Annotated in this window: 22 protein-coding genes, 2 tRNA genes and 1 pseudogene; 19 read left to right on the top strand and 6 right to left on the bottom strand. The window is 43.9% G+C overall.

All coding sequences use genetic code 11. The features are described from left to right. Positions 1-168 (top strand): annotated as a pseudogene (locus V2H77_RS14160) (IS630 family transposase); the annotation flags it as partial. Positions 169-617: 449 nt separating this feature from the next. Here V2H77_RS14160 and fbp read toward each other — a convergent pair. After that, entirely contained in the window at positions 618-1,622 is a 1,005-nt protein-coding gene (gene fbp, locus V2H77_RS14155; RefSeq protein WP_112877177.1) for a class 1 fructose-bisphosphatase, read from the bottom strand. 165 nt (positions 1,623-1,787) lie between these two features. Here fbp and mpl point away from each other — a divergent pair, with 165 nt between their 5' ends. Continuing rightward, positions 1,788-3,158: a UDP-N-acetylmuramate:L-alanyl-gamma-D-glutamyl-meso-diaminopimelate ligase gene (gene mpl, locus V2H77_RS14150; protein ID WP_341499309.1), complete on the top strand. Its 1,371-nt coding sequence runs from the start codon at positions 1,788-1,790 to the stop codon at positions 3,156-3,158. 45 nt (positions 3,159-3,203) lie between these two features. Here mpl and argR read toward each other — a convergent pair whose 3' ends face one another. Next, positions 3,204-3,674, bottom strand: a complete 471-nt coding sequence (gene argR / locus V2H77_RS14145; protein ID WP_036776550.1) for a transcriptional regulator ArgR — start codon at positions 3,672-3,674, stop codon at positions 3,204-3,206. Positions 3,675-4,130: 456 nt separating this feature from the next. On the opposite strand from argR, the gene mdh reads away from it, so the two are divergent. After that, the gene (gene mdh, locus V2H77_RS14140; protein ID WP_341499308.1) at positions 4,131-5,069 is read left to right on the top strand and encodes a malate dehydrogenase; all 939 of its coding nucleotides are present in this window, start codon (positions 4,131-4,133) and stop codon (positions 5,067-5,069) included. A 101-nt stretch (positions 5,070-5,170) separates the two neighbouring features. On the opposite strand, the gene V2H77_RS14135 is transcribed toward mdh, so the two are convergent. After that, positions 5,171-5,437 (bottom strand): helix-turn-helix domain-containing protein, encoded by a 267-nt coding sequence (locus V2H77_RS14135; RefSeq protein WP_011148622.1) that lies wholly within the window; start codon positions 5,435-5,437, stop codon positions 5,171-5,173. A gap of 185 nt (positions 5,438-5,622) precedes the next feature. Here V2H77_RS14135 and V2H77_RS14130 point away from each other — a divergent pair, with 185 nt between their 5' ends. Together V2H77_RS14130 and V2H77_RS14125 are read left to right on the top strand one after the other, a co-directional pair. Then, on the top strand, positions 5,623-5,970 hold the full coding sequence (locus V2H77_RS14130) for a DNA-binding protein (RefSeq protein ID WP_283256217.1): 348 nt from the start codon (positions 5,623-5,625) through the stop codon (positions 5,968-5,970). Between the two features lie 76 nt (positions 5,971-6,046). Beyond that, positions 6,047-6,427 carry a DNA-binding protein gene (locus V2H77_RS14125; protein WP_341499307.1) on the top strand — a complete coding sequence of 127 codons (381 nt, stop codon included), beginning with the start codon at positions 6,047-6,049 and terminating at the stop codon, positions 6,425-6,427. Between the two features lie 21 nt (positions 6,428-6,448). Here the strand turns inward: V2H77_RS14125 and ispB are convergent, their stop codons facing one another. Next, positions 6,449-7,420 carry an octaprenyl diphosphate synthase gene (gene ispB / locus V2H77_RS14120; protein WP_341499306.1) on the bottom strand — a complete coding sequence of 324 codons (972 nt, stop codon included), beginning with the start codon at positions 7,418-7,420 and terminating at the stop codon, positions 6,449-6,451. A gap of 251 nt (positions 7,421-7,671) precedes the next feature. On the opposite strand from ispB, the gene rplU reads away from it, so the two are divergent. The 3 genes from rplU (at position 7,672) to cgtA (ending at position 9,561) form a co-directional block, all read left to right on the top strand. Continuing rightward, a complete protein-coding gene (gene rplU, locus V2H77_RS14115) occupies positions 7,672-7,980 on the top strand; it encodes a 50S ribosomal protein L21 (protein WP_011148618.1) in 309 nt (102 codons plus the stop codon). A 19-nt stretch (positions 7,981-7,999) separates the two neighbouring features. Further along, positions 8,000-8,257 carry a 50S ribosomal protein L27 gene (rpmA, locus tag V2H77_RS14110; RefSeq protein ID WP_011148617.1) on the top strand — a complete coding sequence of 86 codons (258 nt, stop codon included), beginning with the start codon at positions 8,000-8,002 and terminating at the stop codon, positions 8,255-8,257. Between the two features lie 128 nt (positions 8,258-8,385). Then, positions 8,386-9,561, top strand: a complete 1,176-nt coding sequence (gene cgtA / locus V2H77_RS14105) for an Obg family GTPase CgtA (RefSeq protein ID WP_341499305.1) — start codon at positions 8,386-8,388, stop codon at positions 9,559-9,561. 57 nt (positions 9,562-9,618) lie between these two features. On the opposite strand, the gene dacB is transcribed toward cgtA, so the two are convergent. Continuing rightward, positions 9,619-11,067 (bottom strand): serine-type D-Ala-D-Ala carboxypeptidase, encoded by a 1,449-nt coding sequence (dacB, locus tag V2H77_RS14100; protein ID WP_341499304.1) that lies wholly within the window; start codon positions 11,065-11,067, stop codon positions 9,619-9,621. A gap of 261 nt (positions 11,068-11,328) precedes the next feature. Between dacB and greA the strand changes: the two genes are divergently transcribed. Beyond that, positions 11,329-11,805, top strand: a complete 477-nt coding sequence (greA, locus tag V2H77_RS14095) for a transcription elongation factor GreA (RefSeq protein ID WP_049585094.1) — start codon at positions 11,329-11,331, stop codon at positions 11,803-11,805. A gap of 133 nt (positions 11,806-11,938) precedes the next feature. Here greA and yhbY read toward each other — a convergent pair whose 3' ends face one another. Continuing rightward, on the bottom strand, positions 11,939-12,232 hold the full coding sequence (gene yhbY, locus V2H77_RS14090; RefSeq protein WP_049585095.1) for a ribosome assembly RNA-binding protein YhbY: 294 nt from the start codon (positions 12,230-12,232) through the stop codon (positions 11,939-11,941). 140 nt (positions 12,233-12,372) lie between these two features. On the opposite strand from yhbY, the gene rlmE reads away from it, so the two are divergent. From rlmE to infB, 10 genes are all read left to right on the top strand, one after another. Then, positions 12,373-13,002, top strand: a complete 630-nt coding sequence (gene rlmE / locus V2H77_RS14085) for a 23S rRNA (uridine(2552)-2'-O)-methyltransferase RlmE (protein WP_049585096.1) — start codon at positions 12,373-12,375, stop codon at positions 13,000-13,002. A gap of 57 nt (positions 13,003-13,059) precedes the next feature. Next, positions 13,060-15,012, top strand: a complete 1,953-nt coding sequence (gene ftsH, locus V2H77_RS14080; protein ID WP_341499310.1) for an ATP-dependent zinc metalloprotease FtsH — start codon at positions 13,060-13,062, stop codon at positions 15,010-15,012. Between the two features lie 84 nt (positions 15,013-15,096). Next, the gene (folP, locus tag V2H77_RS14075) at positions 15,097-15,942 is read left to right on the top strand and encodes a dihydropteroate synthase (protein ID WP_341499303.1); all 846 of its coding nucleotides are present in this window, start codon (positions 15,097-15,099) and stop codon (positions 15,940-15,942) included. After that, entirely contained in the window at positions 15,939-17,276 is a 1,338-nt protein-coding gene (gene glmM, locus V2H77_RS14070; RefSeq protein WP_341499302.1) for a phosphoglucosamine mutase, read from the top strand. The genes folP and glmM overlap by 4 nt, the downstream gene beginning before the upstream one ends. 176 nt (positions 17,277-17,452) lie before the next feature. Beyond that, complete coding sequence (gene secG / locus V2H77_RS14065; RefSeq protein WP_341499301.1) at positions 17,453-17,791, top strand: preprotein translocase subunit SecG; 339 nt, start codon at positions 17,453-17,455, stop codon at positions 17,789-17,791. Positions 17,792-17,847: 56 nt separating this feature from the next. Beyond that, a tRNA-Leu gene (locus V2H77_RS14060) sits at positions 17,848-17,936 on the top strand. 58 nt (positions 17,937-17,994) lie between these two features. Continuing rightward, positions 17,995-18,071, top strand: a tRNA-Met gene (locus V2H77_RS14055). 211 nt (positions 18,072-18,282) lie between these two features. Continuing rightward, positions 18,283-18,735 (top strand): ribosome maturation factor RimP, encoded by a 453-nt coding sequence (rimP, locus tag V2H77_RS14050; protein ID WP_023043415.1) that lies wholly within the window; start codon positions 18,283-18,285, stop codon positions 18,733-18,735. 21 nt (positions 18,736-18,756) lie between these two features. Then, complete coding sequence (gene nusA / locus V2H77_RS14045) at positions 18,757-20,265, top strand: transcription termination factor NusA (RefSeq protein ID WP_341499300.1); 1,509 nt, start codon at positions 18,757-18,759, stop codon at positions 20,263-20,265. A 24-nt stretch (positions 20,266-20,289) separates the two neighbouring features. After that, the gene (gene infB, locus V2H77_RS14040; protein WP_341499299.1) at positions 20,290-23,019 is read left to right on the top strand and encodes a translation initiation factor IF-2; all 2,730 of its coding nucleotides are present in this window, start codon (positions 20,290-20,292) and stop codon (positions 23,017-23,019) included.

The following is a 23,019-nucleotide window of genomic DNA, read 5'->3' as shown; positions in this document are numbered from 1 at the left end:
TTATGGAAGGTCATGAATGAACAGGTTCGAAATAACCGTTATTTCGCGGATAAACATGAATTTCGAGACAAAGTGTTCAAATTTTTCACTACAACGCTACCTGATATAGCGGACTCGCTGACGTCCAGAATTAACGACCATTTTCAGGTGCTAAAAACTGCATTTTGAAGTTTATTGGGTATATACCCGTTATCTTTCAAGTTGCCTCTTTGTTGGCTGCACTCGTTCACCCCGGTCACATAGTTCTCTATGCTCCCGGGGATTCGCTCCCTTGCCGTCGCGATGCATCTTGAAATCCATAGGGTATATGTTAATTAATGTATTAAAAACACTATGTTTCTCTTATTTCTTTTCATGGGCTGTTTTTCTCAACTTTTACTTTGTTATTGCTGAGAAAAGTGGTCTTAGTACAAATATGTCAGGAATAGTCAGTAGTATATCATTCTTAGCCCGTACTGTGGGGCTGCTTATGTTCTATCCCTATTTAATTAAACATTTTGGCACTATTATAGTACTCCAAGATAATACGCTGATTTTAGAAAATATTTGATTTGTTTTCTCATGTTTTGTTTCCAAAGAGGCGGTATACCGCCTCTTATGTAAATTAACCGATGAAATTACTCATCTGGGAACTCAGCCATAAAACTCTCGGCTTTTTCCACCATCGATTTACTACCCACAAAGAAAGGTACGCGCTGATGCAGTTTGGATGGGATGATATCCAGAATGCGATTAGCGCCATCACTGGCTTTACCGCCGGCTTGTTCAGCCAGGAATGCCATTGGATTACATTCATATAGCAGGCGCAATTTTCCTGATGGGTGGCTGGCAGTACTTGGATAGATATAGATACCACCTTTCAGCAGATTACGGTGGAAATCAGCAACCAGCGAACCAATATAACGGGTGGTGTAAGGGCGCTGAGTTGCTTCATCTTGTTCCTGGCAATATTTGATGTATTTTTTTACCCCCATAGGGAATTTGATGTAATTCCCTTCGTTGATGGAATACATATTACCATTGGGTGGGAACTGAACTTTCTCATGGGAAAGACAAAATACTCCCAAGGAAGGATCGTAAGTAAAGGCGTGTACCCCACAGCCGGTGGTGTAGACCAGCATAGTTGAAGAACCGTAAACAACATATCCGGCGGCAACTTGACGATGACCTGGTTGCAGGAAATCTTTTTCAGTCACCGGCTGGCCGATTGGGGTAATTCGGCGGTAGATAGAGAAGATAGTACCGACGGAAACGTTTACATCAATATTTGAAGAACCGTCTAATGGGTCCATCAAAACAACATATTTTGCGTTTTCAGCGCGGTCTCCTTCGAAAATAACGATGTCATCTTCTTCCTCTGAAGCGATCCCCGCAACTTCACCGCGTGCTTTCAGTGCTGCTTTGAGTTTTTCATTAGCATACAGATCCAGTTTCATCTGCACCTCGCCTTGGATATTGGACACACCGCTGGTTCCTAAAATATCCACTAAACCGGCTTTGTTGATATCACGGTGAATGATTTTGGCTCCGAGCTTAATAGCGGAAAGTAATGCAGTGAGTTCACCTGTAGCGTGAGAAAAATCGTGCTGCTTTTCGACGATGAATTCGCCTAATGTTTTCATGACGAAAGTCCTGAATGTGATTTGATAGTGGTTTTAGAGTGTCCATTGCACTCTTACGCGGGCAGTTTAGCCAAAGAAAGGGATGATTCATAGGCTATTCCATTTCTTATCTTGCTTTTGATGGTTAGAATAGTGACTAACTTTATACTATGGAATAGGAAATCAATGCGTATTCATATTCTTGGTATCTGCGGCACTTTTATGGGTGGACTGGCAATTTTGGCTCGTTCTCTTGGCCATGAAGTGACTGGTTCTGATGCCAATGTTTATCCACCAATGAGTACCTTACTGGAAAGACATGGGATTAATTTGATTCAGGGATATGACCCGGCACAGTTGGATTCTGAGCCAGATATGGTCATCATCGGTAATATTATGAGCCGTGGGAATCCTTGTGTAGAAGCTGTGCTGGAGCGTGGGCTCCCTTATACTTCCGGCCCACAATGGCTGCATGATTATGTTTTATCTGAACGTTGGGTGCTGGCGGTTGCGGGGACGCATGGCAAGACAACAACTGCGGGTATGTTAGCCTGGATTTTGGAAACTTGTGGTTATAAACCCGGTTTCTTAATTGGTGGTGTTCCGGGGAATTTTGAAACATCAGCTCAGATCGGGGAGAGTCCGTTTTTCGTAATAGAAGCTGATGAATATGACAGCGCTTTTTTTGATAAACGATCTAAGTTTGTGCATTACAGCCCACGTACTCTGATCATGAACAATCTGGAATTCGATCATGGCGATATTTTTGGCGATCTGGCGGCTATTCAGAAACAGTTCCATCATCTTGTCAGGATCGTTCCGGGTAGCGGTAAGATCCTTGCGCCGGATAACGATATTAATCTGAAACAGGTTTTGTCTATGGGCTGCTGGAGCGAATTGGAGCTAGTAGGTGAAACCGGTAACTGGCAGGCAAAGAAGATCAGTACAGACAGCCGTAATTATCAGGTGTTTTATGATGGTAAAGTTATTGGAGAAGTGAACTGGTCGCTGGTGGGTGAACATAATATGCGCAACGGGCTAATTGCAATTGCCGCTGCGCATCATGTTGGCGTCAAGCCAGCAGATGCCTGTTGTGCTCTAAGTGAATTTATTAACGCACGTCGTCGCCTTGAATTACGTGGTGAGGAGAATGGCATCACTGTTTATGATGACTTTGCACATCACCCGACAGCAATGCTGGCAACTTTGGAAGCTCTGCGTAGCAAGGTTGGTGGAACTGCGCGTATTATTACTGTGTTGGAGCCACGTTCAAATACCATGAGAATGGGTATCAGTAAGAATGAGATCGCGCCAGCATTAGGACGTGCTGACGAAGTGTTCTTATTTCAGCCAGCTAATATTAAATGGCATGTATCAGAAATTGCAGATCGCTGTGTTCAGCCTGCTTACTGGAGTGCTGATATCGATTCACTGGTAAATATGATTGTTGATAAGGCACAACAGGGTGATCATATTCTGGTTATGAGTAATGGTGGGTTTGGTGGTATTCATGAAAAATTGCTATTTGCACTGAATAAAAAAGCTTGTCGATCCTGAAAATAACTGCGGGAAAATGAATCGCGCCATTGTTGGCGCGTTCATTTAAAGTTCTTGTTCGAATAGCCCAAGAATTGCTTCACGTAGCTGTTCTGCCGTAAAACCTCTAGCCGGTGTGGTAAAAATGGTGTCATCACCAGCGATACTGCCAAGTATACCTTCTGCTTTACCAAGAGAATCTAGCAGACGGGCAATAAGCTGTGCAGCACCGGGACTTGTGCGAATGACAACAATTGAATGGTTGTGATCAACGTCCAGTACCAAGTTTTTTAGTGGGCTAGTGGCTGTTGGGACGCCAAGTTCAGCAGGTAGACAGTAGACCATCTCCATTTTGGCATTACGGGTGCGAACAGCTCCAAATTTAGTGAGCATTCTGGACACTTTGGATTGGTTAATGTTCTCAAAACCTTCTTCCAGTAAAGCGGTGACAATTTCACCTTGAGAGCTAAATTTTTCTTCTTTCAATAACGCCTTGAAAGCTTTTACTAAATCTTCCTGTTTAGAGGGAGTACGCATATTTCACCATATTCAATCAGCTATGAAGCTTGCTATTATGCATATAAATGAATTTTTATGCAATAATAATGATTTTATAGCCAGTTTGAACCATGCAAAATTGGTCTTATGTTATATAGAAATTCATAAAACATGAATATGAAAATTTGCTTTTTTTAGTTGGTTATCAGGTAAATATATTGTTAATCAAATGATGTTGTTTGGCGTTGTTGTTGGGTGTAAGGTATTTAGCCTATTATTTCGTGAAATCGTAGAGAAATTCTCAAAATAGTGTCCATTATCTCATTAACAGATAAGCATTTTGCCTAGAATACGGCGACTTTTGCGTCCCACTATTAGAGCGTAAGTCCACAATTTGGCTGTTAACAGATTGTTTTCAAAAACGTAGTAATCTATGGTTCTTAACCAGATGAATTCACAGCATTTTAAAGTATAAACGATTTAAGGAGTATCAGGATGAAAGTTGCAGTTCTCGGTGCAGCCGGTGGTATTGGTCAGGCTCTTGCTCTTCTACTAAAAACCCAGCTTCCTTCAGGTTCAGAACTCTCTTTATATGATATCGCTCCGGTGACGCCTGGGGTGGCTGTTGATCTGAGCCACATTCCAACGGAAGTGAAAATTAAAGGTTTTGCTGGTGAAGATGCAACTCCCGCATTAGAAGGAGCAGATGTTGTATTGATTTCTGCCGGGGTTGCCCGTAAACCAGGTATGGATCGTTCAGATCTGTTTAATGTTAATGCGGGGATCGTTCGTAACCTGGTAGAACAAGTGGCTAAAACTTGTCCGAAAGCACTGATTGGGATTATTACTAACCCAGTCAACACAACTGTAGCTATTGCAGCCGAAGTGCTGAAAAAAGCAGGTGTATATGACAAAAACCGCCTGTTTGGCGTCACGACCCTGGATGTTATTCGCTCTAATACTTTTGTTGCTGAATTGAAAGGTAAAAAACCACAGGAAATCGAAGTACCCGTTATCGGTGGTCATTCTGGTGTGACAATCTTACCTCTGTTGTCTCAGGTCCCTGGTGTGAGCTTTACTGATGAAGAGCTGGTTTCCTTGACTAAACGTATCCAGAATGCCGGTACTGAAGTGGTAGAAGCTAAAGCGGGTGGAGGGTCTGCAACTCTGTCTATGGGGCAAGCTGCGGCTCGTCTGGGCCTCTCTCTAGTCCGCGGCTTACAAGGCGAAAGTGATGTTGTGGAATGTGCTTATGTTGAAGGTGATGGCGAATATGCTCGCTTCTTCGCTCAGCCGATTCGTTTGGGTAAAAATGGTGTAGAAGAGCGTTTGGACATTGGTCAATTGAGTGATTTTGAACAGGCAGCACTGGAAGGCATGCTGGATGTATTGAGAAAAGATATAGAATTAGGCGAAAAATTTATTAATAACTAATTAATATATTTTATAAGTAAAAAATATATATCTATGAAATAATAAAACCGCTGGTATAGCGAATTACCGGCGGTTTTTATTCAACTAATATAATTCGTTAGCTAATTATTTGTTTGTTCACGTACTTTCCTTTCTAATAACTCTCCAGTATTTGGATCAAAATAACGACTTGGCCAAATTTCTGAAGGGTGTATTTCCAGATAATTCGCAATTATCCATTCCCCCTTTGGCCACGGGCGAGATAGCGCATTAGCTAGGGTCGATGAGCTAAGCCCTGCTCTGCGTGATACTTCAGCTAAGGTTGTTCCCCGCTTGCGTAAAGCTGCAATTATATCGGCAGGATGCCAATCAGATTTCCTTGAAATCATTTTTAATCCTTTTTTTATTAAATTTGATGCTATCTTAGTGGTATAAATAACAGGTACGCATGAGAGCAATAACGAACTTAAACCTGTTATTGAGAAATAAAATAGCATTATTTTTCTAAAAATATTTCCAAATTTTTTCTTAAAGGCTTCTTTTTTGAACTTGGTAACAAAAATAGAGAAACGTGATGAAAAAAGAGTGGTATTCGGCCAAGGAGTTAATCGGCGTGGGTGAGTTACCTGGATCACCACAAGGAGTTAATGCCAGAGCAAAACGCGAGGAGTGGTTACGTCAGAAAAGACAAGGTGTGCAAGGTAAAGCAGTCGAGTATCACTACTCCTGTTTCCCGGAAACGACCATTGCAGCATTGGAGCTTCATGAATCATCTTCTGAGTATCAGGTACAGAAGCAAGATCCTTTATCGATTTGGGTTGGAGCTTTCCATCAGTTATCAGAATCTGAGAAACAGGCTGTGACAGCCATGATCTTACGGGATGGTATCAGAAGTTTTTTAGAAAAAATTTCTGTTATTTAACCCATTTTTGGAAATTAAAAATGCCAACTAACTTGGATTCTTCTTCATTATCCCGGTGCAAAGTGAGAAGAAAAGTATGAAAAAAGAATGGTACTCAGCTAAAGAGCTGGTTGGTATTGCCGGACTTCCTTCTTCGCCACAGGGAATAAATCTGATGGCAAGGCGGGAAGGATGGGAATATAGACGTAAACGGGGTGTTCAGGGCAAGGCTCTTGAATACCATATAAATAGTTTGCCTGAGGATGTACTTAATGTGTTATCCGTAGGGGAAAGCACTATTGATTATGCAAACAAACGGCAAGACCCATTCTTAATTTGGATTGAGGCTTACTATCAATTAACTAAAGTTGAGCGGGAAAAAATGGTGAAATTTATCCTTCGAGAGGGGCTGGCAAAACTTATTGGTTATATTGATGTAGGTGTTGAAGACGCAGAGAAAAACCTGGAGTCAGATTAACCCCAGGTTTTGTTCTATCGATTAAGAAAGGCGTTGTACGGCAATATGGGCTAACCCCACGAGTGCTTGCTTGTATGGGGAGTTTTCCAGCGCCTGCAAAGCAGCTATTGCTTTATCTGCTTCTTCCTCTGCTCGTTTACGGGTATATTCCAGTGAGCCGCATTGTTTCATGGTTGCCAGCACGGTTTCGAGTAAATGGCGGCCATTACCTTTTTCAATTGCTTCACGAATAAGTGCTGATTGTTCTGGAGAACCATGATTCATAGCGTGCAGCAAAGGCAATGTCGGTTTACCTTCGTTAAGATCATCTCCAGTGTTTTTGCCTAATGTATCGCTATCGGCATCATAATCGAGTAAGTCGTCTATTAATTGGAATGCAGTGCCTAAATAACATCCGTAATTTTGTAAAGCTGTTTCTTGCTCTGGGGTGGCATTAGAAAGAATTGCGGAAGAGTGAGCGGCGACTTCAAACAATCGGGCTGTTTTACTGTAAATCACCCGCATATAATCATCTTCAGAAATATTTGGATCATTGCAGTTCATCAACTGTAAAACTTCGCCTTCAGCGATAACATTGGTTGCCTCTGACATCAACTTAAGAACTCGCATGGAGTTAAGAGCTGTCATCATCTGGAAAGAGCGTGTGTATATAAAGTCACCAACCAGTACGCTTGCTGCATTGCCAAACATAGCATTGGCAGTCGCTTTGCCACGTCGCATGTCTGATTCATCCACGACGTCATCATGTAACAGAGTCGCTGTGTGGATAAATTCAATCAATGCAGCGACAGTAATATGCTTATCACCCTGATAACCCAATGCTCTGCTGGTTAGGATGGCAATGATTGGCCGGAGGCGTTTTCCACCGCCGCTGATTATGTAGTAGCCCAACTGATTAATAAGCGTAACGTCAGAATTCAACTGACTAAGAATGGTTTCATTTACCGCTGCCATATCATCAGCGGTTAGCTTGATAATAGATTCTAAATTCATATTTTTTCGGCTATGGGTTTTAATGCAGAGCTGTGTTCATATTAACATTAAAATAGTTATTGCTGTGTCTTGATTGTACTCGAAAAACAGTCTAAATAAATGACAATTCAGCAACTATGTTTTTTTATCATCTGCTCTAATTCTGCACTTGTCTTCTTAGGCTTTTTTGCGTAGAATTCGCGCCCTATTATGAATATTTATAGCGCGCTCTGGAATGATATTTAAGGGGGCGTGCGGAAAGCGGAGTTTATATGTACGCGGTTTTCCAAAGTGGTGGTAAACAACACCGAGTCAGCGAAGGTCAAACAATTCGCCTGGAAAAGCTGGACATCGCAACGGGTGAAACTGTTGAGTTTGACCAGGTTCTGATGGTCGCTAATGGTGATGACATCAAAATCGGCGCTCCTGTCGTTGAAGGCGTTAAAATCAAAGCTGAAGTGGTTGCCCACGGTCGTGGCGAGAAAATTAAAATCGTTAAGTTTCGTCGTCGTAAACACAGCCGTAAGCAGCAAGGCCACCGTCAGTGGTTCACCGATGTTAAAATCACTGGCATCGCTTAAGATTTAGGAGAGCAGATTAATGGCACACAAAAAGGCTGGCGGCTCAACTCGTAATGGCCGCGATTCTGAAAGCAAACGTCTGGGTGTAAAACGTTTTGGTGGCGAGTCTGTATTAGCAGGCAGCATCATTGTTCGTCAACGTGGCACTAAATTCCACGCTGGCAATAACGTTGGTTGTGGTCGCGATCACACCCTGTTCGCATTAGCTGACGGGAAAGTTAAATTCGAAGTTAAAGGCCCGAAAAACCGCAAATTTATCAGCATCGAAGCTGAATAAGTTTTTCGAGTTATAAACCGAATCAGAAGCCCTGCATGTGTTGCGGGGCTTTTTATATTCTAAAATACGCCATCTCTGGGTAACAACGGCCGTCCAGCATTGTAATGGCTATCATACGGAGAAAAAATATGAAATTTGTAGATGAAGCCAGAATATTGGTTGTTGCGGGGGATGGCGGCAATGGTTGTGTCAGCTTCCGTCGTGAAAAATATATTCCGAAAGGTGGGCCAGACGGTGGAGATGGTGGAGATGGCGGAGATGTCTATCTGCTAGCAGATGAAAATCTCAATACACTGATTGATTATCGTTTTGAAAAATCCTTTCGGGCAGAACGTGGACAAAATGGTCAAAGCCGTGATTGTACAGGCAAGCGTGGTCAGGATATCACGATTAAAGTCCCTGTTGGGACTCGTGTCCGTGATGCGGTAACTGGTGAGGTTCTAGGCGATATGATTCGTCATGAACAGCGCCTAATGGTAGCGAAAGGTGGATTCCACGGGCTTGGCAATACCCGCTTTAAATCTTCTGTTAACCGGGCTCCTCGTCAAAGAACGATGGGGACTTCAGGTGAAACCCGTGAATTGATGCTGGAGCTGATGCTGTTGGCAGATGTTGGTATGCTAGGAATGCCAAATGCGGGCAAATCTACATTTATCCGTGCTGTTTCTGCTGCTAAACCAAAAGTTGCAGATTATCCATTTACCACTCTGGTACCAAGCTTGGGCGTAGTAAGGATGGATAACGAGCAGAGTTTCGTTGTGGCTGATATTCCAGGGCTCATTGAAGGCGCTTCCGACGGCGCTGGCTTGGGTATTCGTTTTTTGAAACATTTGGAACGTTGTCGGGTATTACTGCACTTAATCGATATTTGTCCTATTGATGAATCAGATCCTGTTGAAAATGCCCGGATTATTGTCAATGAGCTACAACGATACAGTGAAAAATTGGCAGAAAAACCGCGTTGGTTGGTATTCAATAAAGTTGATCTGTTGGAACCAGAAGAAGCTAAACAGCGTGCCCAAGCTATTGCTGATGAATTGGGTTGGGAAGGCGATTTTTATATGATCTCAGCGATAAATCGTTTGGGCGTTAAAGCGCTTTGCTGGGATATTATGGAGTTTATGAAAACTCAGCCTCGTAATATGGGCTCAACAGAAGGTGAAGCTCAACCTGAAAAAGTTGAATTTATGTGGGATGACTACCATAAAAAACAATTGGAACAGGTTTCGGAAATAGACGATGACTGGGATGACGATTGGGACGAAGATGACGATGAAGGTGTTGAGGTTATTTATAAACGCTGATTCTTTTACTTTCTCGTCATAGTTAAGGGCGCCATATTTGAAATGGCGCCAATTTTATCAGTTGTACTGATATAAATCTTTGTATAACCTGCTTTCGAATCGAATCAAAGGAGCTCGACGGTTGCGATGCTCTTTTGGCGGTACGGCGTAAGCAGAAATAAATTGCACGAAAGCAACTCGTTGTCCGCTAGCAGTGGTTATAAAACCAGCCAGATTATAAACTCCTTGCAGAGCACCGGTTTTAGCCGAAACTTTTCCGTTTACTCCTGCTTCATCCAGCCCTCCCCGGTATCTTAATGTGCCATCATGACCCGCCAATGGCAGCATGGAAATAAAGTCTAATTCTTGATCATGTTGAGCGATAAACTGCAATACTTCCATCATGGTTGCAGGAGTAATCAGATTATGGCGGGATAATCCTGAGCCATCCACCATCACGGTATTTCCTAGATCGATACCTGCTTTTTGTTTTAACACTTGCCGTACCGCATCAGAGCCTGAACGCCAGGTTCCTGGTATATCAAAGTGTTGTCGGCCTATTGTCCGAAATACGGTATCGGCAATCATATTGTCGGATTTTTTTAGCATAACTTTCAGCAGATCATGTAATGGTGCTGATTGATTTTGAGCCAGAATTTTTCCCGGTTCAGTTGGTAAGCTTTGGCGTTTGAGATTACCTGTGATTTCAATTCCTGCAATTTGTAATTCATTTTTGAGAATTGCCCCCGCATAGCTAGTACCATTTTGAATCGCGAAAGCTAGTGGCAACGGTTCACTGCGTTGGGTAAGGCATCCGGTGAGTGTAAAACGGTTAAGTTCTCCGGGAACGACATCCAGTTCACAGTACTGGCTTTCGGGAGAGCCTTTTGCCAACGTCTTTACTTCACTGAACATATTCACAGGATAAAAGGATGCTACGCGGATAAATGCGGTATCACCGGGGCGTTCAGCACTATATACCGAAACTGAAAAACAGTTTCGATCTACAATTGCGGCAGCAGGGGGAGCACTGAAGCATTGGGTCATGTCATTCCATACCCAACCGGGAGCTTTATCGTGGCTGGCAAAAGCGGAAACATCGATGAGAAGATCGCCGTCAACTTTTTCCACGCCAGATTGTTTTAGAGCGGTGACCATATTGCGAAGTTGTTGACGGGTTAGTGTTGGATCTCCAACAAAACGAGCGATCAAATTCCCTTTCAGGACACCGTTTGAAATTTTCCCGTGACTTTCCAGTGTGGTGATAAAGCGATAATCTTTACCCAGTTGTAACAATGCGGCAAGAGCTGTGACAACTTTCAGCGTACTCGCTGGTAGCGCCATTTGCTGCCCGTGATAATCAATTAACGGGGTATTAGCACCGACTTTTTGGGCGATTAACGCCAGATTAGTACCATCAGGCAGATATTGCGTATATTCCTCAACGGGTGTGGCGTTTGCGTTGAGTGTAATTAAATACAGAGCGGTAACGCAAACTAATCTGCTGGCAATTTTAAAGAAGGACATAAATTTCGCATATGGATGTAGACGTACCACAATACTAAGGCGCAAAGTGGGGAAAAGTAAACGATGACCCATCACCAAGTCTACGTTAGAATGATATATTAATATGTAAAATATGATTGTGAACTCTGGGTAGCCCTGTAGTTTGCACCATTGTTTATTGTCTGGAAGCCCGCCCGACAAGGTGTGCTCATTGTGCTGTTATCTGAAAACATCAGGATGATGCTTGTTTTTTTGCTCAGGAAAGATTTAGAGGATTAATAAATGAAACAGATTCCAATGACGGTACGTGGCGCGGATAAGTTGCGCGAAGAGTTAGATTATCTAAAGAATGTACGCCGTCCAAAAATTATTTCAGACATTGCTGAAGCGCGTGAACATGGTGATCTGAAAGAAAACGCTGAGTATCACGCTGCTCGTGAACAACAAGGTTTCTGCGAAGGTCGTATTCAAGAAATCGAAGCTAAGCTTTCTAATGCTCAAGTGATTGATGTCACAAAAATGCCTAAGACTGGACGTGTTATTTTTGGGACTACAGTTACGGTTTTGAATATTAATACTGATGAAGAGCAGACTTACCGGATTGTGGGTGATGATGAGGCAGATATTAAAGAAAATTTAATCTCTGTGAATTCACCCATTGCCCGTGGTTTGATAGGTAAAGAAGTTGATGACGTTGTTATTATCAAAACACCAGGTGGTGAAGTTGAATATGAAATCCTGAAAGTTGAATATATTTAACTTCAGGATTGTCCTGTTGCTATTGGTTTACGTTAGGTAAAGCTGCACAAGGATCGTGGAGAAAGTAAAAAAGGCCGGATATGGCCTTTTTTATCATAATATGCGCACGGCATTTTATATAAATGAGGTTTGATTATTTAGGTAAAATAATTTTTCGTTCTTCCGATTGACGGTAAAGAACCAAGGTTTTACCGATAATTTGCACATTATATGCGCCGGTCTCGCGGACAATTGCATCGGCGATCAAATTTTTGGTTTCACGATCTTCGCCTGCGATTTTGACTTTGATAAGCTCATGGTGTGACAGTGTTTGCTCAATTTCGGCCAACACACCCTCGGTCAGGCCGTTATTACCAATCATGACGACAGGTTTTAGCGGGTGAGCGAGACTTCTCAGGTGTTGTACTTGTTTTTTGTTAAGGGTCATTGTTTTTTTGCTTAGTTAGGATTGAAAACGGGACATTCTACCGCCATCTCATCTCTATCACCATAAATAGTGTGTTGTGGTTTTGGTGTATGGAGCAATAGATATCTGGCTCTTTATTCGTAGTATAGTTGGAAAGGACAATGGCCAATAAAAAACGTTCGGCAAGCTCCAGTCGCTGGTTACAAGAACACTTTAGTGATAAATATGTTCTGCAAGCACAGAAAAAAGGGCTTCGTTCTCGCGCTTGGTTTAAACTTGATGAAATTCAACAAAGTGACAAAATTTTTAAGCCTGGCATGACCGTTGTCGATTTAGGCGCAGCTCCTGGTGGATGGTCTCAGTACGCAGTGAGTCAAATTAATGATAATGGGCGAGTGATCGCCTGTGATCTTTTACCGATGGATCCCATTGTTGGCGTCGATTTCCTTCAGGGTGATTTTCGAGATGAACTTGTATTGAAAGCATTGCTTGAGCGAGTTGGTGATAACAAAGTCCAGGTCGTCATGTCGGATATGGCGCCCAATATGAGCGGAACACCTGCGGTCGATATTCCTCGATCCATGTATCTGGTTGAATTGGCGTTAGATATGTGTCGTGATGTGCTGGCCCCCGGGGGGAGTTTTATTGTCAAAGTGTTTCAGGGAGAGGGCTTTGATGAATACCTGAGGGAAATTCGCTCCCTATTTACGAACGTGAAAATTCGTAAGCCAGACGCTTCGCGGGCACGATCGCGTGAAGTATACATTGTAGCGACAGGGCGGAAACTATAGTACCCTGAATGCTATTTGTTAACACAGTTGTAATATGAGGTTAATCCCTTGAGTGACATGGCGAAAAACCTGATTCTCTGGTTAGTTATCGCAGTTGTGCTGATGTCGTTATTCCAGAGTTTTGGTCCCAGCGATTCCAATAGTCGTAGGGTGGATTATTCTACCTTCATCAATGAATTAGCCCAGGATCAGGTGCGCGAAGTTCGTATCACAGGTCGTGAAATTAACGTTAGTAGGAAAGATAACAGCAGATACACCACTTACCTACCAGTACAGGATGAAAAACTGTTAGATACGTTACTGAATAAAAACGTAAAAGTGGTTGGTGAACCCCCTGAGGAACCAAGTCTGCTAACTTCTATTTTCATTTCCTGGTTCCCGATGTTATTGCTTATTGGGGTCTGGATTTTCTTTATGCGTCAGATGCAAGGCGGCGGCGGTAAAGGGGCAATGTCTTTTGGTAAAAGCAAGGCCCGTATGCTGACAGAAGATCAGATTAAAACCACTTTTGCTGATGTTGCTGGTTGTGACGAAGCGAAAGAAGAAGTTGGTGAGCTAGTGGAATATCTGCGAGAGCCAGGCCGCTTCCAGAAGTTGGGTGGAAAAATTCCGAAAGGTATTCTGATGGTTGGGCCTCCGGGTACGGGTAAGACTTTACTGGCAAAAGCAATTGCTGGCGAGGCAAAAGTGCCGTTCTTTACTATCTCTGGTTCCGACTTTGTTGAAATGTTTGTTGGTGTTGGTGCATCCCGTGTTCGTGATATGTTCGAGCAGGCGAAAAAAGCAGCACCTTGTATCATCTTTATTGATGAGATTGATGCGGTGGGCCGTCAGCGTGGCGCTGGTTTGGGCGGAGGTCACGATGAACGTGAGCAGACGCTGAACCAGATGCTGGTTGAGATGGATGGTTTTGAAGGCAACGAAGGTATTATCGTTATTGCCGCGACTAACCGTCCTGACGTACTTGATCCTGCGTTGCTGCGTCCTGGTCGTTTTGACCGTCAGGTTGTTGTTGGCTTGCCAGACGTGCGTGGTCGTGAGCAGATTCTGAAAGTTCATATGCGCCGGGTTCCTCTGGATACTGATGTTGATGCTTCTGTCATTGCTCGCGGTACTCCCGGATTCTCTGGCGCTGATTTGGCTAACCTGGTGAACGAAGCTGCTTTGTTTGCTGCTCGTAGTAACAGACGCGTAGTTTCTATGGTTGAATTCGAAAAAGCGAAAGACAAAATCATGATGGGCGCAGAACGTCGCTCGATGGTGATGACGGAGGAGCAAAAAGAATCAACTGCTTATCATGAAGCAGGTCATGCTATTATTGGCCGTCTGGTTCCTGAGCATGATCCTGTTCATAAAGTTACTATCATTCCGCGTGGCCGCGCTTTGGGTGTGACTTTTTTCCTACCGGAAGGAGATCAGATCAGCGCTAGTCGTCAGAAATTGGAAAGTCAGATTTCAACCTTATATGGAGGCCGTCTGGCGGAAGAGATTATTTACGGTCCAGACAGTGTTTCTACTGGCGCATCTAACGATATCAAAGTGGCGACATCAATTGCTCGTAACATGGTGACGCAGTGGGGTTTTTCGGAAAAACTCGGCCCATTACTCTATGCAGAGGAAGAAGGAGAAGTGTTCCTTGGCCGTTCAGTTGCTAAAGCTAAGCACATGTCTGATGAAACTGCTCGTCTTATCGATCAGGAAGTGAAGGCAATTATCGATCATAACTATCAACGTGCTCGTCAGATTCTGATGGACAACCTTGATATTCTACATTCGATGAAAGATGCATTGATGAAGTACGAAACTATTGATGCCCCCCAGATTGATGACTTAATGAATCGTACAAATGTGCGCCCACCAGCTGGATGGGAAAGTGATAACGGCAGCAATAATAACAGTCGCCCAACAGGTAATACACCTCCTCCGCAGACTATAAAACCAACTGGTGATGTCAATACATTGGCGCAAGGTGGTGAACAAGTAGGGCAGTCAGGAAATAAAGATCAGTAATTGTTCCATTGTTTCGTAATCTGATTGATATATTCATGAAACCCCAGGTAAGTCCTGGGGTTTTGACATTGAAGGTAGCCTGACATGAACCTCAGAGTCAGAGATAATGTTCTCAATCTTTCTCGTCCACAAATAATGGGTATTTTGAATGTGACTCCAGATTCATTTTCTGATGGTGGTGCTCATAATACTCTGGATATGGCCTTACGACATGCTGAAAAGATGATTAATGAAGGGGCTGCAATCATTGATATCGGTGGGGAATCTACCCGTCCGGGAGCTGATGAAGTCAGTGAACAGGAAGAAGTGGAGCGTGTTGTTCCGGTTGTTGAGGCTTTAGCCCAACGATTTAATATTTGGATTTCTGTTGATACCTCGAAAGCATTGGTGATGAGTGAGTCAGCAAAAGCTGGTGCTCATTTGATTAATGATATTCGTGCATTGCAAGAGCCTGGTGCTTTGGAAAGTGTGGCTAAATCTGGCTTACCCGTTTGTTTGATGCATATGAAGGGCCAACCACGGACGATGCAGGATGCGCCACATTATGAAAATTTGTTAAGTGAAGTGAAACAATTTTTTACCGAACAAATTGGACGTTGTGTGATGGCAGGGATAGCAAAAGATAAACTTGTTCTTGATCCGGGCTTCGGTTTTGGCAAGAGCTTGGCGCATAATTATCAGTTACTGGCACATTTAAACCAATTTCATCAATTTGGTTTACCTGTGCTGGCAGGAATGTCACGTAAATCTATGATAGGTCAGTTGCTTCATGTACCGCCGCAAGAAAGGGTTGTCGGTAGTGTAGCTTGCGCTGTTATCGCTGCTATGCAAGGAGCGCAAATTATCCGGGTGCATGATGTTAAAGAAACCGTGCAGGCAATGCAAATTGTCGAAGCAACACTTTCAGCAAAGGAAGAAAAGAAATTATGAGTAACCGCAAATACTTTGGTACTGATGGTATCCGTGGCAAAGTGGGCAATAGCCCAATTACGCCAGATTTTGTGTTAAAGCTTGGTTGGGCTGCGGGTAAAGTACTGGCTCGTCATGGTTCTCGTAAGATCATTATCGGTAAAGATACCCGTATTTCTGGCTATATGCTGGAATCTTCTTTAGAAGCAGGTTTAGCGGCGGCTGGTTTGTCGGCTTCGTTCACTGGTCCTATGCCAACACCTGCTGTTGCTTATTTGACTCGTACTTTCCGTGCTGAGGCTGGAATTGTTATCTCTGCTTCTCATAATCCTTATTATGATAATGGTATTAAATTCTTCTCTATTGACGGTACGAAACTGCCGGATGATGTGGAAGAGGCAATTGAAGCTGAAATGGAAAAACCGCTGACTTGCGTGGAATCAGCAGAGTTGGGGCGTGCAAATCGTATTGTTGATGCTGCTGGCCGTTATATTGAATTCTGTAAAGGTACATTTCCAAGTGAGCAAAGTCTTAATGGATTGAAAATTGTACTTGATTGCGCTAATGGTGCGACCTACCACATTGCCCCAAATGTGCTCAGAGAACTGGGAGCTAATGTTGTGACGATTGGCTGCGAGCCGAACGGTATCAATATTAATGAAAAATGTGGCGCTACCGATGTTCGTTTATTGCAACAACGTGTTGTAGAAGAGAAGGCGGATGTTGGTCTGGCATTCGATGGTGATGGTGACCGCGTTATTATGGTTGATCATGTAGGGCAGAAAGTTGATGGCGACCAAATCCTTTATATTATTGCCCGTGAAGCATTGAGACAAGGGCAGCTGCGTGGCGGAGTGGTTGGTACGCTGATGAGTAATATGGGATTGGAACTGGCATTGAAGCAGCTTGGTATCCCGTTTTTGCGTGCTAAAGTGGGGGACCGTTATGTGCTGGAAAAATTGCAAGAAGAGGGGTGGCGCTTAGGCGCCGAAAATTCTGGTCATGTTATTTTGCTAGATAAAACAACTACGGGGGACGGTATTGTTGCTGGCCTTCAGGTTTTGAGTGCTATGGTACGCAACCATATGAGTTTGCACGATCTGTGTAGTGGTATGAAACTTTTGCCGCAGGTGCTGGTAAATGTTCGTTTCTCCGGTTCACACGATCCACTTAAATCGGAAAATGTAATTAATATTACTAAATCTGTTGAAGCTGAATTAAATGGTCGTGGACGGGTATTATTACGTAAATCTGGTACTGAGCCATTGATTCGTGTCATGGTCGAGGGGGAAGATGATGTGCAAGTCACTGCTTTGGCCCATCGTATTGCTGATGCAGTGAAACATGCGGGTTAATTTGTTGTTTTTTTCCTCAAGTGATTCTGATTATTGAAATTAACCTTGCGTATCAGATGTGGTTTGGTTAGTATTCACACCCACTCGGTCAGGTGATTAGCCTGTTTGAGTGGGTGATGTGGTATAAGGTAGCCACATAGATTGTGGTAAACCCCACGAGGACATAGGTAAGACATATGCATGAAGCTCTTTTAGTTATTTTCTTGCTGGTTGCTATCGGGCTAGTCGCCTTGGTTATGCTACAGCAAGGTAAAGGTGCTGATATGGGTGCTTCCTTTGGCGCGGGTGCCTCTGCAACGCTGTTTGGTTCATCGGGTTCTGGTAACTTTATGACTCGTATGACTGCGATTTTCGCTACTCTGTTTTTTATCATTAGTTTGGTGCTTGGTAATCTGACGAGTAACCAAACCGGCACAAGCAGCAAGTGGGAAAATATTGGCGAGCCTGTTAAAGTTGAGAAATCAACGGAGATTCCGGCAGTGCCAGCAACACCAAATAGTGATATTCCGCAGTAATCATCACAAGAAAGAATTGAAACGGGGCTGTTGGATCAGCGATGGCCTCATGTAGTGCCGAGGTGGTGAAATTGGTAGACACGCTACCTTGAGGTGGTAGTGCCCACACTAGGGCTTACGGGTTCAAGTCCCGTCCTCGGTACCATTATTCGGATAGCTTGCGTTTTGGCAGTTATCGGCGTAATATTTGCCACGTTTTCGAACGCGGGATGGAGCAGCATGGTAGCTCGTCGGGCTCATAACCCGAAGGTCGTCGGTTCAAATCCGGCTCCCGCAACCACTTCTTAAATTAAGATGCACCTTTTTGAGCGAAATAATTCAGCAATATTTGAAATATTGATTCTGATTTAAAGGGGCATGAAGTGAGTGGTTGAAGCCACTGGCAGCAAATAGGGTCCAGTCGCATAAAGCCCCGAATATCGGGGTTTTTTGTTATTTGACAACAGAACTACTGGGCTAATTAGCCCTTTTTTTATGTCTTGGGGGTGGGCTTGTCCACATTAGAGCAAAAATTAACAGCGATGATTTCAGCACCAGTTGAAGCTTTAGGCTTTGAGTTAGTCGGCTTGGAGTTTATTCGTGCACGTGTTTCTACACTGCGAATTTATATTGATAGTGAGAATGGTATCACTGTTGATGATTGTGCTGATGTTAGCCACCAGGTCAGTGCGGTATTGGATGTCGAAGATCCTATTTCAGTGCTTTATAACCTGGAAATTTCTTCACCTGGCTTGGAGCGTCCTTTGTTCACGGCTGAACATTACCAGCGTTTTATTGGTGAGGAAGTCAGTCTGGTTTTACGTATAGCAATGCAAAACCGTCGGAAATGGCTGGGCATTATCAAAACTGTCGACGGCGAAATGATCACGGTTACGGTGGATGGAAAAGATGAAGTGTTCGCACTGAGCAACATCCAGAAAGCGAACCTGGTACCCCACTTTTAAAGTTCGGATGAGGCAACTAGGATGAATAAAGAAATTCTGGCTGTTGTGGAAGCGGTTTCCAACGAAAAATCCCTTCCACGCGAAAAGATCTTCGAGGCGCTGGAAACAGCATTGGCCACAGCCACCAAGAAAAAATATGAACAAGATATTGATGTTCGTGTCAGCATTGACCGTAAATCTGGTGATTTTGACACCTTCCGTCGTTGGTTAGTTGTTGAAGAAGTGACTCAGCCGACTCGTGAAATTACGCTAGAAGCGGCTAGATTTGAAGAGCCTGAAATCGATTTGGGTAGCTATACCGAAGATCAAATTGAATCAGTGACATTTGATCGTATTACAACGCAAACCGCTAAACAGGTTATTGTACAAAAAGTACGTGAGGCTGAGCGCGCTATGGTTGTTGACCAGTTCCGCGAACAGCAAGGTGAGATCATCACCAGTGTGGTTAAGAAAGTCAATCGTGAGAATATCACTCTTGATTTGGGCAATAATGCTGAAGCAGTTATCCTTCGCGAAGATATGTTACCAAGGGAAAATTTTCGCCCAGGTGACCGTGTGCGTGGCGTACTGTATGATGTTCGCCCTGAAGCGCGAGGTGCGCAACTGTTTGTCAGCCGTTCCCGTCCGGAAATGCTGGTTGAATTGTTCCGTATTGAGGTTCCGGAAATTGGTGAAGAACTAATTGAAATTAAAGCTGCTGCTCGCGATCCGGGATCTCGCGCCAAGATTGCAGTAAAAACGAATGACAAACGTATCGATCCGGTTGGTGCTTGCGTTGGTATGCGTGGTGCTCGAGTACAGGCTGTTTCCAGCGAATTGGGCGGCGAACGAATCGATATCGTACTGTGGGATGATAATCCTGCTCAGTTTGTCATTAATGCTATGGCTCCGGCTGATGTTGCATCTATCGTTGTCGATGAAGACAAGTGCACGATGGATGTTGCCGTTGAAAGCAACAATTTAGCGCAGGCTATCGGCCGTAATGGCCAAAACGTGCGTCTGGCTGCGCAGTTGTTGAAAAGACACCGTAGTGATGACAAATGGGAATTAAATGTCATGACTGCTGAAGAGCTACAAGCAAAACATCAGGCAGAAGCTCACGCTTCTATTGATACATTCACTAAGCATCTCGATATTGATGAAGAATTCGCTACTGTTCTAGTCGAAGAAGGGTTCTCAACTCTGGAAGAATTGGCCTATGTACCAATTAAGGAACTTCTGGAAATTGAAGGCCTTGATGAGGAAACTATCGAAGTCCTGCGTGAACGTGCGAAAGCTGCTTTAACTACTCTGGAACTGGCTCAGAAAGAGAGTCTCAGTGATAAACAACCAACTGAAGAGTTGTTAAATCTGACTGGTATGAACCGTACTCTGGCATTTGACCTGGCTGCCCGTGGCATCTGTACGCTGGAAGATCTTGCCGAGCAGGGTATCGACGACCTATCTGATATTGAAAGTTTGAATGATGAGAAGACAGGCGAGCTCATCATGGCAGCCCGAAATATCTGTTGGTTTGGCGATGATGCGTAATAAACCGTAGCAGGAAGGAACAGCATGACAGATGTAACCGTAAAATCACTGGCAGAAGAGATCCAGACTTCGGTTGATCGCCTGGTACAGCAATTTGCTGATGCAGGGATTAAAAAAAACGAAACTGATTTTGTCTCTCAGAAAGAAAAAGAAGCTTTACTGGCGCATTTGAACCGCGAGCAAGGTGGTTCGGCTGGTAAGCCCGATAAATTAACATTGCAGCGTAAGACTCGTAGTACACTGAATGTTTCAGGCACCGATGGTAAAAGCAAACCGGTAGCCGTTGAGGTCCGCAAAAAGCGTACATATGTGAACCGTGATGCAGTTGAACAGGCTAAAGCGGAAGAGCAGGCGAAGCGTGAAGCGGAAGAGCAAGCACGGCGCGAAGCAGAAGAAAAAGCGCAACGTGAAGCCGAAGCAGCAGCGAAGAAACTCGCTGAAGAGCAGGCTAAACGTGAGGCAGAAGAAAAAGCCAAACGTGAAGCAGCTGAAAAAGCTAAGCGCCAGGCAGCGGAAAATGAAAAAGTGACCAATCAACATACCGAACATAAGCAAAAACCAGTCCAGACTGACAAAACAGCTCAAAGTGAAAAAGCACGTCGTGAAGCAGAAGCTGCTGATCTTAAGCGTAAAGCAGAAGAAGAGGTGCGTCGTAAGGTAGAGGAAGAAGCTAGACGCGTTGCTGAGGAAGCTCGTCGTATGGCTGAAGAGAATCAGGACAAGTGGTCAAGTGATTCAGATTCCATTGATAACGATGATTATCATGTCACTACCTCCCGTCATGCCCGTGCAGCAGAAGACGAAAACGATGCTAAAGTTGAAGGCGATCGTCGTGCTCGTGGTCGTAGCGGTAAGGCTACTCGCCAGAAGAAAAATAATAAGCATTCTGAATCTAAAGCAGATCGTGAAGAAGCCCGCGCAGTTGGCCGTACAAAAGGCAAGCAACGTAAAACCAGTACATTGCAACAAAGTTTTAATAAGCCTGTAGCGGCTGTTAACCGTGATGTTGTGATCGGTGAAACTATTACTGTTGCTGAGTTGGCTAATAAAATGGCTGTCAAAGGTTCTCAGGTCATCAAAGCCATGATGAAAATGGGTGCAATGGCAACCATCAACCAGGTGATCGATCAGGAAACTGCACAGCTAGTTGCTGAAGAAATGGGTCATAAGGTTATCCTGCGTCGTGAGAATGAGCTGGAAGAAGCGCTGATGAGCGACCGTGATACCGGCGAAGCTGTTGCTGAATCTCGTGCGCCGGTTGTGACTATCATGGGGCACGTTGACCACGGTAAAACTTCTCTGCTGGATTACATTCGTTCTACGAAAGTTGCTTCTGGTGAGGCGGGTGGTATTACTCAGCATATCGGTGCTTACCATGTTGAAACTGAAAGTGGCATGATTACTTTCCTAGATACCCCAGGGCATGCTGCATTTACTTCAATGCGTGCACGTGGTGCAAAAGCTACCGACATCGTGGTCCTGGTTGTTGCTGCCGATGATGGTGTGATGCCTCAGACTATCGAAGCTATTCAGCATGCAAAAGCAGCGAATGTGCCTGTGGTTGTTGCGGTTAATAAGATTGACAAACCCGAAGCTGATCCGGATCGCGTGAAGAATGAGCTTTCTCAGCACGGTGTTCAGCCTGAAGAATGGGGCGGTGAAACGCAGTTTATCAATGTATCTGCTAAAGCTGGTATTGGTATTGATGAATTGCTGGACGCAATCTTGCTTCAAGCTGAAGTTCTTGAACTAAAAGCAGTCCATTCTGGTATGGCAAGCGGCGTTGTTATCGAATCATTCTTGGATAAAGGCCGTGGTCCGGTTGCGACAGTACTCGTTCAAGAAGGTACTTTGAACAAAGGTGATATTGTACTTTGCGGCTTTGAATATGGACGAGTTCGTGCAATGCGTGACGAGCTAGGTCGCGAAGTGTTCTCTGCGGGCCCATCTATTCCAGTGGAGATCCTTGGCCTGTCCAATGTACCTGCGGCTGGTGATGAAGCGACTGTTGTACGTGATGAGAAGAAAGCTCGTGAAGTTGCTCTGTATCGTCAGGGTAAATTCCGTGAGGTCAAATTGGCTCGCCAGCAGAAATCTAAACTGGAAAACATGTTTGCTAACATGGAAGAAGGTGAGGTTTCTGAATTGAATATTGTTCTGAAATCTGACGTTCAGGGATCATGTGAAGCGATCCGCGAAGCATTGGAGCAATTGTCTACCAATGAAGTGAAAGTGAAAATCATCGGCTCTGGCGTAGGTGGTATTACCGAGACTGATGCAACACTGGCTGCTGCTTCTAATGCAATTATTCTGGGCTTCAATGTTCGTGCCGATGCTTCTGCACGCCGGGTTGTTGAAAATGAAAGCTTGGATCTGCGTTATTACTCTGTTATTTATAGCCTGATTGATGAAGTTAAACAGGCAATGAGTGGTATGCTGGCGCCTGAATATAAACAGCAAATCATGGGATTAGCAGAAGTTCGTGATGTGTTTAAGTCACCGAAATTTGGTGCGATTGCAGGTTGTATGGTAACCGAAGGTACGATTAAACGTAATAATCCAATTCGCGTATTGCGTGATAACGTAGTGATTTACGAAGGTGAATTGGAATCCCTTCGCCGCTTTAAAGATGACGTTAACGAAGTCCGTAATGGTATGGAATGTGGTATCGGTGTTAAGAACTACAACGATGTTCGTGTTGGTGACATGATCGAAGTATTTGAAGTTATCGAAGTTAAACGATCTATCGCTTAA

This window comes from Photorhabdus sp. P32, assembly GCF_038085095.1.
GTDB lineage: Bacteria > Pseudomonadota > Gammaproteobacteria > Enterobacterales > Enterobacteriaceae > Photorhabdus > Photorhabdus luminescens.
Note: the sequence above shows the minus strand (reverse complement) of the source record. Positions and strands in the feature narration are given on the sequence as shown.